Annotated in this window: 11 protein-coding genes; 3 read left to right on the forward strand and 8 right to left on the reverse strand. The window is 66.2% G+C overall.

Annotated features, from left to right (window positions below):
- Positions 1-17: 17 nt before the first annotated feature.
- Positions 18-1973 carry an alpha/beta hydrolase family protein gene (locus tag ON00_RS15285; protein WP_010407252.1) on the reverse strand — a complete coding sequence of 652 codons (1956 nt, stop codon included), beginning with the start codon at positions 1971-1973 and terminating at the stop codon, positions 18-20.
- 376 nt (positions 1974-2349) lie between these two features.
- Between ON00_RS15285 and ON00_RS15290 the strand changes: the two genes are divergently transcribed.
- Together ON00_RS15290 and ON00_RS15295 are read left to right on the forward strand one after the other, a co-directional pair.
- Positions 2350-3204: a hypothetical protein gene (locus ON00_RS15290; protein ID WP_154651348.1), complete on the forward strand. Its 855-nt coding sequence runs from the start codon at positions 2350-2352 to the stop codon at positions 3202-3204.
- On the forward strand, positions 3204-3491 hold the full coding sequence (locus ON00_RS15295; RefSeq protein WP_010407254.1) for a hypothetical protein: 288 nt from the start codon (positions 3204-3206) through the stop codon (positions 3489-3491). The genes ON00_RS15290 and ON00_RS15295 overlap by 1 nt, the downstream gene beginning before the upstream one ends.
- Before the next feature lie 58 nt (positions 3492-3549).
- Here ON00_RS15295 and ON00_RS15300 read toward each other — a convergent pair whose 3' ends face one another.
- The 7 genes from ON00_RS15300 to hisG form a co-directional block, all read right to left on the reverse strand.
- The gene (locus tag ON00_RS15300; protein ID WP_010407256.1) at positions 3550-5673 is read right to left on the reverse strand and encodes a sodium-translocating pyrophosphatase; all 2124 of its coding nucleotides are present in this window, start codon (positions 5671-5673) and stop codon (positions 3550-3552) included.
- A 103-nt stretch (positions 5674-5776) separates the two neighbouring features.
- Positions 5777-6832 (reverse strand): thiamine-phosphate kinase, encoded by a 1056-nt coding sequence (locus ON00_RS15305; RefSeq protein WP_010407259.1) that lies wholly within the window; start codon positions 6830-6832, stop codon positions 5777-5779.
- A 56-nt stretch (positions 6833-6888) separates the two neighbouring features.
- Entirely contained in the window at positions 6889-7185 is a 297-nt protein-coding gene (locus ON00_RS15310) for a hypothetical protein (RefSeq protein ID WP_010407261.1), read from the reverse strand.
- Positions 7186-7249: 64 nt separating this feature from the next.
- Positions 7250-7426: a DUF4169 family protein gene (locus ON00_RS20245; RefSeq protein ID WP_010407263.1), complete on the reverse strand. Its 177-nt coding sequence runs from the start codon at positions 7424-7426 to the stop codon at positions 7250-7252.
- Positions 7427-7428: 2 nt separating this feature from the next.
- Positions 7429-7899 carry a transcription antitermination factor NusB gene (gene nusB, locus ON00_RS15315; protein WP_010407265.1) on the reverse strand — a complete coding sequence of 157 codons (471 nt, stop codon included), beginning with the start codon at positions 7897-7899 and terminating at the stop codon, positions 7429-7431.
- Positions 7900-8139: 240 nt separating this feature from the next.
- The gene (hisD, locus tag ON00_RS15320; RefSeq protein WP_010407268.1) at positions 8140-9426 is read right to left on the reverse strand and encodes a histidinol dehydrogenase; all 1287 of its coding nucleotides are present in this window, start codon (positions 9424-9426) and stop codon (positions 8140-8142) included.
- 115 nt (positions 9427-9541) lie between these two features.
- Complete coding sequence (hisG, locus tag ON00_RS15325; RefSeq protein WP_010407270.1) at positions 9542-10249, reverse strand: ATP phosphoribosyltransferase; 708 nt, start codon at positions 10247-10249, stop codon at positions 9542-9544.
- Positions 10250-10315: 66 nt separating this feature from the next.
- On the opposite strand from hisG, the gene ON00_RS15330 reads away from it, so the two are divergent.
- Complete coding sequence (locus ON00_RS15330) at positions 10316-11419, forward strand: DUF2332 domain-containing protein (protein WP_010407272.1); 1104 nt, start codon at positions 10316-10318, stop codon at positions 11417-11419.
- Positions 11420-11445: the final 26 nt, after the last annotated feature.

The following is an 11445-nucleotide window of genomic DNA, read 5'->3' on the forward strand; positions in this document are numbered from 1 at the left end:
GCTGGCGGGCCTCAGGCTTACGCCGGGTTATGCTCCTTCAAAAACGCTTCCATCGCCTTCAAAAACTCCAGCCGATCGGCCTGGCGGGTGAAATGGTGGTCGCCCAGCGGTTGCTCGATATAGATATAGGGCTTGCCCGCCGCCTTCAGCTTCGCCGCCATGTCGCGCGATTGCTTGACGGGGACGACGGTGTCCTTCTTGCCGTGCATGATCAGGATCGGCATCGAGAATTGCGCCGCGCCGTACAGCGGGGAAACGGCCTTCAGATCGGGGGCCTGTTCGCGCAGATAATCCTTGCTGCGTCCGCCATTGAGGAAGCTGCCGTCATAGCGCAGCATCGCGGGCATATCCGACACACCGGCAAAGGACACCGCGCAGCGATACACCGCGCCATCGCGCTGCGCCCCGCGAAACGCGGCATAGCCGCCATAGGAGCCGCCGACGATGCAGACGCGCTTGGCATCGGCCAGGCCGCTATCCGCCGCCCATTTGACCGCGTCGGTCAAATCGTCCTGCATGGCGAGGCCCCATTGCCCGCGCCCCTTTTTGGTGAAGGCGGTGCCATAGCCTGACGATCCGCGATAATTGGGTTGCAGCACGGCATAGCCGCGGCTGGCGAGGAATTGCGTCCACCAGTCCCAGCTTTCGTCATCGCGCGCAAACGGGCCGCCATGCGGCAGCAGGATCAGCGGCAGGTTCTTAGGGTCCTTGCCGCGCGGCAAGGTGAGCACGGCGGAAATTTCGAGGCCGTCGCGTGCCTTATATTTCACCGTGCGCACCGGGCCATAGGCCTTCAGCCCGAGCGCTTCATTGACCATCGCCATCATGTGCATCACGCCTTCGGCCTGGCGATAGACATAATACGCGCCGGGGCGATCGGGCCCGCCGACATGGACGATCAGCACCTGGAAATCCTTGCTCCACGACACGATCCGCGCGGTGCGGGTGCCGACGGCGGCATCGAGCTTGGTCTGGATGTCGGCGAGCGCGGGGTCGATCCAGTGCGTGCGCGGGCGCGTGTCGGTATAGTTCACGCCGACCAGGCGCGTGCCGCTGTCGTCGGTGATGATGCCGTCAATATCATAACCGGGCACGCCGAACAGTTTCGGGCCGGTCTTGAGCGTGGCGAGATCGAGCGGATAGAGCGCGGTCACGTCATCGGCATCGCTGATCGACAGCGCCTTGCCGGGTTCGGGCAGGAACATCGCGGGGGTGTTGCCGAGATCGGCATCCTTGCCCTTTGCCTTGACGAGCGTGCGGAAGGGCTGGGCGGCGCTGTCGCGGTAGAGCAAGCGGTAGGAGCGCGCGTCATCGTCATAAGCGAGGCCCGAGCGCACCGTGCCGGTGCCATCGGCATACCAGTCCATCACGGTGGTGCGCGGCGGCTGCACCTGCACGCTGTGGCCGTTGGTGACATCGAAATCGCGCACTTCGGGCCAGAAGCCTGCGGCATCGCGGTAGATCGAGGTCTGCAGCGCGAGGCGGATGTGCGGGCTGCCATCGCGCGCGATCCACAGGATGTCATCGGCCCCCTGCGCGGCGACATCTTTGCCGAGCACGTTGATCTTCTTGCCATCGGCGCTGATGCCGATCGTGCGGCGCAGATACCAGCTGTCGCCTTCGACCGGGGCGGTGGTACCGATCGTGGCGACGAGCCAGTCATTATTGACCCAGGCCCAGCTGTTGAGATCGTTGGGGCCGGGGTTGATCATCACCGGGTTGCTCGCGCCGTCGAGCCGGATGATGGCGAAGCGTTGCTCGCCCTTGATCGCCATTCTCAGCGCGACGCGCGTGCCATCGGGTGACAAAGCGGGCGCTTGCAGAAAGGGGAGCGTGGCAAAGGCTTCGGCGGGGAGGGGCGCGGCGGTGGTGGCGGCGGTGTCGGCAACCGGCGCGGCCCCCTGCGCATGGACGACGCCAGCGGATATCGCGCTCGCGAGCGCCAGCGCCTGCCAGTAACGGTATAGGATCACGGTGATTTCCCTCCCCCAGAGATGCCGCCAAGCTTTATTGCCGATGCGCGCGCTGACAAGGGGGATGACAAGAAAAAACGCGGTTATTGTATGAAAACGACAAGCCGTTGCAAAATGTGTGATTGCGGCGCAGTCTTTTTGTACCTGTCGCGCCGATTCAAAGACTCTGCAGCGATGGATGCGGCGTGCGCCACTGGAATGGTGCATAAACGCCTGAAATATATCTCTACTGTAGAAGCCATCCTGTTATTGATAAAATGGGCATATTGTGCCAGTTTAAAGTTGTTTTCTTCGAAAAGACATGGGGGAGAGGATGGTGATGCGGGGCGATCGATTAGGTCCAATCCCTATCATCGTACGCGGGATGGGGGATATTGTGCGAAAGGCAGCGGTCGGGGGACTTGCCGTCTCGCTGGCCGGGTGCGCCACCGTAAGCGGATTTCCAAAATCGGCGTTCGATACTGCGCAAGTCAATGCCGAGATTGCGCCGTATCTGCTGGCGGCAAAGGTCACCGCTTATGATTCCTGTCAGGCCAAGAAGGCGTGCCGCAATGATATTATCGACGCGCGGCTGCGCGCGATCGACCTGCGTTTTGGCGAATATGAGCGCAATCTTTACAAGGAAGGCGTCGGTTTTGGCGTCGGAACCGACTGGATCGCGCTCGCGCTGAACGGGGTCGGCTCGGTGAGTGCGGCATCGAAGGCGCTGTCGGCGGCCTCCGCCGGGGTGCTGGGGGCGCGCGCCTCGTTCGAGAAGCAGGCGCTGTACAACATGACCATGCCCGCGATGCTGGCGCAGATGGTGGCGAAACGCCGCGAAGTGCTCGCCCGCATCCGCGAGGGCGAATCGCAGGATGCCGCCGCGTATTCGCTGTTTCGCGCGCTCAACGACATCGATGACTATGCTTTCGCTGGTACGCTTCCCGGGGCGATCACCGAAATTTCCAATCATGCGGGCGTGCAGGCGACGCAGGCAAACGCAGACATCAAGGCGATCCAGATCGTCGCGCCGGTTGCCCAGGATCTGCAAGACCGCCGGGAAAAGATCGCGACCCTGCTGAAGGCCGCGACGCCCGCGCAGCTCGGACTGTTGCAGCGGGTGTCGGGCGGGGAGCCGAGCGATGCCGATCCGCTGATCAACGCTTTGAACCTGCTCGATTCGGCACGGACGACGGAGAAACTCGACACCTTTTGCCAACGTTTCACGGTTTCGATCGGAGGGCCCTGCTAATGGCGATTGTCCAAAAGGCGTGCGACGGCAACCAGCCGCTCAGCTATCTGCAAACGGTGGTGCAGCAGGAGGAGGGCATTTACGGCCCGCTTACCGGACTGATGGCGCAGGCCCCCAATAATGTGATGACCTTGCAGATCGGCGCGAGCCCCGCCGTGGGCAAGCGCGCCGTGCTGGAGGTGTATAGCGGCCATCCGCCCCAAAAAGATGGCCATGTGCTGATTTGCGTGGCGAACTGCCTGGTGAACGCGGCGATGCAGAGCGTCGCCGCCTACCGACCGACCTGATCGGCAGCGCGTTCGCCGACTCGGCGGCGGATGAAGCGCCGCCGCCGCGCCGTGAACCTCATCCTGCCGCCGCCAAGGCCGCGAGCAACAGTAGTGCTACGATATTGGTGATCTTGATCATCGGGTTCACCGCCGGGCCTGCCGTATCCTTATACGGATCGCCCACGGTGTCGCCGGTGACCGCGGCCTTGTGCGCCTCGCTGCCCTTGCCGCCGTGATGGCCGTCTTCGATATATTTCTTGGCATTGTCCCACGCGCCGCCGCCCGACGTCATCGAAATCGCGACGAACAGGCCCGAGACGATCACGCCGAGCAGCATCGCGCCCAGCGCCGCAAAGCCTTCGGCCTGGCCCGCGACCGCAGTGATGACGAAATAGACCAGGATCGGCGAGAGCACCGGCAGCAGGCTCGGCACGATCATTTCCTTGATCGCGGCTTGCGTGACCAGGTCGACGGTGCGGGCATAATCGGGGCGGCTGGTGCCGGCCATGATGCCGGGATTGTCGCGGAACTGCGCGCGCACTTCTTCCACCACCGCGCCCGCCGCGCGGCCGACCGCGGTCATCCCCATCGCGCCGAACAGATAGGGGAGCAAAGCCCCCAGCAGCAGCCCGACGATGACATAGGGGTTGGAGAGCTGGAAATTGACCGTGAGATCGGGGAAATCGCGGCCCAAGTCCGAGGTATAGGCGTTGAACAGCACGAGTGCTGCGAGCGCGGCCGAGCCGATGGCATAGCCCTTGGTCACCGCCTTGGTGGTGTTGCCGACCGCGTCCAGCGCGTCGGTGCGGTGGCGCACGTCATCGGGCAGGCCGGCCATTTCGGCGATGCCGCCGGCATTGTCGGTGACCGGGCCGTACGCATCGAGCGCAACGACCATCCCGGCCTGGGCGAGCATCGCGGTGGCGGCAAAGGCGATGCCGATCACGCCTGCGAGCTGATAGGCCGCGATCACCGCGATGACGATGACGAGCGTGGGCAAAGCGGTCGATTCTAGGCTGATCGCCAGGCCCTGGATGACGTTGGTACCGTGGCCGGTTTCCGACGCCTTGGCGATGCTGCGCACCGGGCGGAAGTTGGTGCCGGTATAATATTCGGTGATCCACACCAGCAGCCCGGTGACGGCGAGGCCGATCATCATCGACCAGAACAATTTCATGCCGGTGAACGCGCCGACATCGCCGAGAAAGGCGTTGCCGCCGATCGGCGTATTCAGGTCGCCCAGCGTATATTGCGTGGCGAAATAGATAGCGGGGATCGACAGCAGTACGCTGACCCAAAAGCCCTTGTACAGCGCGCCCATGATCGAGCCGCTCGACCCCAGCCGCACGAAGAAGGTGCCTATGATCGAGGTCAGGATGCACACCCCGCCGACGATCAGCGGCAGCGTCATCACTTGCAGCAGATGATCGGCATTTTTGAGCGCGAGCGCGACCGAGATCATCGTCACGCCGATCGTCACCACATAGGTTTCGAACAGATCGGCGGCCATCCCTGCGCAATCGCCGACATTGTCGCCGACATTGTCGGCAATGGTGGCGGGGTTGCGGGGGTCGTCCTCGGGAATGCCCGCCTCGACCTTGCCCACCAGATCAGCGCCGACATCGGCGGCCTTGGTGAAGATGCCGCCGCCCAGCCGCGCGAAGATCGAGATGAGCGACGCGCCGAACGCGAGCGCCGTCAGCGCCTTGACCACGACGGGGCCGCCCGCCGCGCTGCCGTTCGTGCCTGCCAGATACCAGAAGGTGCCCGAAATCGCGAGCAGGCCGAGCCCCGCCACCAGCAAGCCGGTGACCGCGCCCGAGCGGAACGCCATCGTCAGCCCGCCTTGCAGCGATGTGCGCGCGGCCTCTGCCGTGCGCACATTGGCGCGCACCGAAATGTTCATGCCGACATAGCCCGCCACGCCCGACAGCACCGCGCCGAGCGCGAAGCTGATGGCGGAGACGGGGTCGCGCATTCCGTCGAGGAAGACCCACACCAAAGCGAGCACGATCACGCCGACAATGGCGATGGTGCGATATTGGCGGCCGAGATAGGCCTTGGCACCTTCCTGAATGGCGGCGGCGATGTCCTGCATCTTTTCGTTGCCGGGCGGCGCGCGGAGGACCTGGGCGCTGGTGATGATGCCGTAGGCGACGGCGATCAGCCCACAGATGATGGCGGCATAGACGATCGTCATGCGTATCCTTTCCCTGGCTTGTCGGTGGGATGGTCACACGATGCGTGCCCCCACGCTTGTCCCCGCAGACTAGCGCCGGGGAATGGCTTGGCAAGCCGCTGTCTTAGCCGTGTTGGAAGCCGAGGCTGGAGGGGAGGGCGACGGGCGCGCCAGCGTCGGTGAGGGTGAGGCCTTCCCCGCGCGCGAAGTTGCCGATGCGGGTGGCGGGGACGGGGGGGGGCTGGTCGGGGCCAAGCGCGAACAGCAATTGATAATCGTCGCCCGCAGTGGCGGCGGCAAGGCGGGCGGCGCGGGTGTCGCCGGTAAAGGCGCGGTACGAGTCGGACAGCGGCACGGTGGCGAGGTCGATGGTGACGGCGAGGCCGCTCGCTTGGGCCATGCGGTGCGCGTCGATCAGCAGGCCATCCGACACGTCCATCATCGCGCGGACCAAAGGCGCGAGTGCCTGCCCCTCGGTAAGGCGCGGCTGCGGGCGGCGATAGGCGGCGAGCAGATCGGCGGGGCCTGCTTCCCCGCGCGCGATGGCGAGCCCGGCCCCGGCATCGCCGATCGAGCCGGTGACGTAGAGCGCATCGCCCGCGCGCGCGCCGCTGCGGCTTGGCGCGTGCGCGCTGTCGCCGAGCGCGGTGAGCGTGAGCACGCGCGGGGCGTGCGGCGGGAGCGAGACCGTATCGCCGCCGAGGATCGGCGCGGCGAAGCGGGTGAGGGCGTCTGCCAGGCCGGTGAGGAAGGCGGTGTCCCAGTCTTCGGCATCGTTACCCGTTGCTGCCGCAGCGCCCGTCACCGTCACCCCGGGCTTGTCCCGGGGTCCACATTGCGGCGTCTCCTGCGGCGGTTGGTTTCGCGGCCCGGTGGACCCCGGGACAAGCCCGGGGTGACGGGTTGAGAGCGTCGGGTTTGGCCACGGAGCACGCAACGGGTAGTTCAGCATCACGCCCACCGGCACCGCGCCCTTGGCGGCGAGATCGGACAGGTTGGTCGCGACCAGCTTCCACGCGACATCCCCGGCCGGATCGCTGGCGAGGTAATGCACGCCTTCGACCAAGGTATCGCTGGTCAGCACCAGCCGCCCGAGCCGCGCGGCATCGTCGCTCAGGCCCAGCGCGCCGGGATGCAGCGGCAGCGCGCGCAAGGCGGCGAGGAAATCGGCTTCAGTCATACGCGCCGGTTTAGCGGGGGTGGGGGCGGATGTCTTCGGGTGGTGGGAAGCGGTCGTTAAAGGATCCCCCGAAGCGCCGTCCCGAGAAAAGCCAAGAGCAGCAGCGCGAATGCTGCCAAGGGGATAGCGATGCTCCACATCATCAACCGGGAAGCTCGCGTATTGAGATGCTTCTGCGTACCGACGATGATTGGCGGCAGCACGATTAAAGCCGGATAAATCCAGCTCAATGGATGCCATTCAGGTAAAAGAAGACGCAGGCCCATCGGTGAGAAAAAGAGAGCTATCGAGACGCTCATAAGCGTGAAGCAGAGCCACAAGGGCATAATGATTTTCGCTAATCGCAGGCTCATGATTACTGAATTATCTCAGCCGTCCTGCGTCCGCAACTGGGTGAGAGTGTACAATTGCCCTCACTCACTCCTCGCGCTTCGCCCCGTCCAGCCCGCGTTCCCGCCGCGCCGCCTCCGTGGCCGCCGCCTCGCGCTCGGCCTTGCTCCGCCCGAAGGCGGCGCGGTTGATCGTGGCGGTGGCGTCTGCTGCTTGACGGTCGCGGGCCTTGCGGGCGCGGCGGAGGTTGATGACCTCCGCCATGGTTAGACGCGGACGTCCTTGGCGATGGCGTCGAGCAGGCCGTTGACGAAACCCGCCTCGCGCTTGTCGAAGAAAGCATGCGCGACATCGACATATTCGGTGATGACGGTGCCGACCGGCACATCCGCGCGCGCCAGCAATTCATAGGTGCCCGCGCGCAGGATCGCGCGCATCGCCTTGTCGAGCCGGGCGAGGTTCCAGCCCTTGGCGAGCTTACCGGCAATGGCGGTGTCGATCTCGCCGAGGCGCGCTTCGGTGCCCTTTACGACATCGTCGAAGAAATCGACTTCGGCCTCGGCATATTCGGCATCCTCGATCGTCGCGCCGAGGCGGTGATTGTGGAATTCGTTGAGCAACTGCGCGATCGGCGTTGCTTCCATATCATGCTGATACAGCGCCTGGACGGCGGCGAGACGGGCGGCGGCGCGCGCTTTGGAGCGGGCGGCGGTACGGGGGGTGGCGTGGGAGGACATGGGCGGGCCCTTAGGCGAAAAAGCGGGGAACGGGAAGTTGGGTGTTTTTTGGGGGGGCTTCTTGCCTCCCCTCCCTGGAAGGGAGGGGATTGAGGGGTGGGTCGGCCCGTAATCGGGCGTAACATCCGCCATCAGCCGACCCACCCCCGGCCCCTCCCTTGTCAGGGAGGGGAGGAAGAGGGGGCATTGATCGCATCGCGAAGCCCGTCACCCCGGGACGAGCCCGGGGTGACGGGGAGGTTATTTCAGCCGCAGCGCCACCGATCTGGCGTGCGCCGGGAGGCCCTCTGCTTCGGCGAGCGCCACCGCCGCCGGGCCGATCGCCGCCAGACCCTTGGGGTCCAAGTGCAGGAAGCTGGTGCGCTTCATGAAATCGAGCACCGACAGGCCGCTGGCGAAGCGGGCGCGGCGGCCGGTGGGGAGGACGTGGTTGGGCCCGGCGACATAATCGCCGATCGCTTCCGGAGTATGCCGGCCGAGGAACACCGATCCGGCATGGCGCACCTTGTCGAACAAAGCTTGCGGATCATCACACGCCAGCTCGAGATGTTCGGGCGCGAGGCGGTCGACCAGCGGCAGCGCTTCGTCGAGGTCGCGCACCAGGATGATCGCGCCGTTCGCATCCCACGCCGCGCGCGCGACCTTGGACGTGGCGAGCGTGGCGATCTGGGCGTCGACCTCAGACGCGACGGCGTCGGCAAAGACCGCCGAGTCGGTGAACAGGATCGACTGGCTGGTCGGGTCATGCTCGCTCTGTGACAGCAGATCGGCGGCGATCCAGTCGGCGCGGTTCTGCCCATCGGCGACGACGACGATTTCGGACGGCCCTGCGACCATGTCGATGCCGACCACGCCGTACAACTGGCGCTTGGCTTCGGCGACCCAGGCATTGCCGGGGCCGGTGATGACATCGACCGGCGCGATGCGATCGGTGCCGTAAGCGAGCGCCGCGACGGCTTGCGCGCCGCCGATGCGCCACACTTCATCGACCCCGGCAATGTGCGCGGCGGCGAGCACCAGCGGGTTGATCTCGCCATCGGGGGTGGGGGTGACCATCACCACGCGATCGACGCCTGCGACCTTGGCCGGGATGGCGTTCATCAGCACCGAGCTGGGATAGGCCGCACGCCCGCCGGGGATATAGATCCCGGCATTTTCGATCGCGTTCCAGCGCGCGCCGGTGCGGATGCCGTGCGCGTCGGTTAGGTCACTGCCCTGCGGCTTCTGCTTCTCGTGATAGGTGGCGATGCGCTCAGCCGCGAGATCGAGCGCGGCGCGCATATCGGGGGCGAGGCCGTCATAGGCGGCGCGCCATTCTTCGCGGTGGATCTGCCAGCCTGTCGCGTCGAGATCGTGGCGGTCGAAGCTTTGGGTGTAAGCGCGCACGGCGGCGTCGCCTTCGTCACGGACGCGCGTGATGATGGCGGTTACGTCGCGCGCGACATCGGCATCGGCTTCGCGGCGGGCGTTGACCAAAGCGGTGAAGTCTGCGGCGAAGCTGGGGGCGGTGGTGGTGAGGCGGATCATAACGTGCTCCCCTCCCGCTTGCGAGTTCGGGGTCGCCAGCGCCCCGCGCTGTCGAGGATGTGCCGGGGGCACATCCGACCCCGGACTGGGTTGGGGGAGGGAAAGTGCGTCATCATCATGCGGCAGCCTTGCTTGTCTCAGGCCCTCCCCCAGCCCCTCCCGCAAGCGGGAGGGGAGAGGAGACCGCGCGGCGAAACGCCTCGACCAGCGGCACGACATGCCCGCGCGTCTTGAATGCGGCGCGGTTGACGATCAGGCGGCTGGTGACCTCGCAAATCACTTCGACCTCGACCAGGCCGTTTTCTTTCAGCGTGCGGCCCGACGACACCAGATCGACGATGCGCGGGGCAAGGCCGAGCAGGGGCGCGAGTTCCATCGCGCCGTTCAGTTTCACGCATTCGGCCGACACGCCACGGCGTGCGAAATGCGCTTCGGTGACGTGCGGATATTTGGTGGCGACGCGGACATGGCTCCAGCCGCGCGGATCGTCGTGCGCGGCCATGTCGGCGGGCTCGGCGACCGACAGGCGGCAATGGCCGATGCCGAGATCGACTGGGGCGTAGAGCTCCGAATAATCGAATTCCGCCAGCACGTCCGACCCGACGATGCCGAGCTGCGCGGCGCCGTGTGCGACGAAGGTGGCGACGTCGAACGCACGGACGCGGATCAAGTCGATGCCGGGAGTGTTGGTCGAGAAGCGCAAGGCGCGCGAATCCTCGTCGCGGAACGCGGCTTCGGGAACGATTCCGGCGCGTTCGAGCAGCGGAACGGCCTCGGCGAGGATGCGGCCCTTGGGCACGGCGATGATGATGGGATCGGCCATATCCGCCGGGCTTTACTTAGGCGCGGGGGTGGGCGCAACAACGGGGCGGAACGACGGAGGACCATTATGGCGAGCGAGCAGAATAATCGCGGGGCGTTCCTGATCCAGCAGCATTATTGCGAGGCCAATGCCGCGCCAATCTATGGCCGGATGGCGGGTGCGGTGGCGGCGGGGCTGACGCGCGACACCGCGATGGGCGCACGCATCCTCGATTGGCCGGGTGAGCCGACGCGCGATGCGCTGCCGCTGCGCTTCTTCGGCGGGCTGCATGCGCTGGTGCAGGCGGGCAAGGATGACGGGCTGGCGGCGGTGTTTGCGGGTGTGGTGACCGAACAGGACGAGATCCTCGCCACGCTGGAGCGCGTGCTGGCCGAACACGAAGCGGCGCTGCTGCCCTGGCTCGACGGGCCGCCGCAGACCAACGAGCCGGGGCGATCGGCGGCGCTGCTGCTGGGGTTGATCGAGATCGCACGGCGGCATGGGCCGAGACTCGAGCTGCTCGAGATCGGGTCGAGCGCGGGGCTCAATTTGCTGATCGACCGTTATCGCTTCGATCTGGGCGGGACCTTTTATGGGCCGGAGGATGCGCCGGTGACGATCACGCCGGTGTGGAGTGGGCCAGCGGCGCCGGTGGTGCCGCTGGAGATCGTGTCGGTGCGCGGGTGCGACGTTCAGCCGCTCGATGCGACCGATCCCACGGTTGCGGCGCGGCTGGCGGCCTATGTCTGGCCCGAGACGCCCGAACGGCTGGTGCGGGTGCGCGCGGCGATCGCGATGCAAGTCGAACGCGGGGTCGATCTGGTGCGGGCCGATGCCGCCGACTGGGTCGAAGCGCGGCTGGCCGAGCCGCAGGACGCGGGCGTGACGCGCGTGCTGATGCATTCGGTGGTGTGGCAATATCTGCCCGAGCCGGTGGCGGAGCGTATCCGCGCTGCGATGACGGCGGCAGGCGCGCGGGCGAGCGCGGAGCGGCCGATCGGCTGGGTGATGATGGAGCCCGATCGGGCGCTGGGGCACCAAGTGGTGCGGGCGCGGTCGTGGCCGGGGACGGGCGCGTGGACCACGGTTGCCACGGCGCATGCGCATGGCACGTGGATCGATACGCGCGGGGAGAGCGGCGACGCGCTGCCGCCGGTGGCGCTGCCCGAGGCGGCGCGGGTTCGGGTTTGAGGGTGAGGGGCCGGGTGTGCCGTTGA

It is taken from the genome of Sphingomonas echinoides ATCC 14820 (genome assembly GCF_000241465.1).
Lineage (GTDB): Bacteria > Pseudomonadota > Alphaproteobacteria > Sphingomonadales > Sphingomonadaceae > Sphingomonas > Sphingomonas echinoides.

Bases quoted from the DNA above. Each gene is read 5' to 3' on its own strand.
- hisD (WP_010407268.1), bottom strand. From the start codon at position 9,426: ATGATCCGCCTCACCACCACCGCCCCCAGCTTCGCCGCAGACTTCACC.
- ON00_RS15310 (WP_010407261.1), bottom strand. From the start codon at position 7,185: ATGAGCCTGCGATTAGCGAAAATCATTATGCCCTTGTGGCTCTGCTTC.
- ON00_RS15330 (WP_010407272.1), top strand. From the start codon at position 10,316: ATGGCGAGCGAGCAGAATAATCGCGGGGCGTTCCTGATCCAGCAGCAT.
- ON00_RS20245 (WP_010407263.1), bottom strand. From the start codon at position 7,426: ATGGCGGAGGTCATCAACCTCCGCCGCGCCCGCAAGGCCCGCGACCGT.
- nusB (WP_010407265.1), bottom strand. From the start codon at position 7,899: ATGTCCTCCCACGCCACCCCCCGTACCGCCGCCCGCTCCAAAGCGCGC.
- ON00_RS15305 (WP_010407259.1), bottom strand. From the start codon at position 6,832: ATGACTGAAGCCGATTTCCTCGCCGCCTTGCGCGCGCTGCCGCTGCAT.
- hisG (WP_010407270.1), bottom strand. From the start codon at position 10,249: ATGGCCGATCCCATCATCATCGCCGTGCCCAAGGGCCGCATCCTCGCC.
- ON00_RS15300 (WP_010407256.1), bottom strand. From the start codon at position 5,673: ATGACGATCGTCTATGCCGCCATCATCTGTGGGCTGATCGCCGTCGCC.
- ON00_RS15295 (WP_010407254.1), top strand. From the start codon at position 3,204: ATGGCGATTGTCCAAAAGGCGTGCGACGGCAACCAGCCGCTCAGCTAT.